Raw genomic sequence first — 226 nt, forward strand, 5'->3', positions numbered from 1 at the left:
CAAGATCTCCTGTGATATTTGATGTTCCGCCATCACAAGTTGCTGTCGTATTAAAAGAAGCGTTTCCTAAAGTTAAAACAGTTACCGGTTGTGTGCTACTTGTTCCGCAGGTTCCTGGACTCGTGTATTCAATAGTATAGATCGCTCCTGAAATTCCATTAGTTACCGTTCCGCTAGTTGCGTTTATTGTTGCTCCATCCGTTGGCATCGGATTAAACGTAAAGCT

General features: G+C 42.5%; 1 protein-coding gene. It reads right to left on the reverse strand.

The window, feature by feature from the left end; genetic code table 11:
• Positions 1 to 226: hypothetical protein (locus tag ACVCXO_RS00055; RefSeq protein ID WP_452227565.1), on the reverse strand; the 226-nt coding region annotated here is incomplete at both ends.

This window comes from Lacinutrix sp. MEBiC02404, from assembly GCF_053601575.1.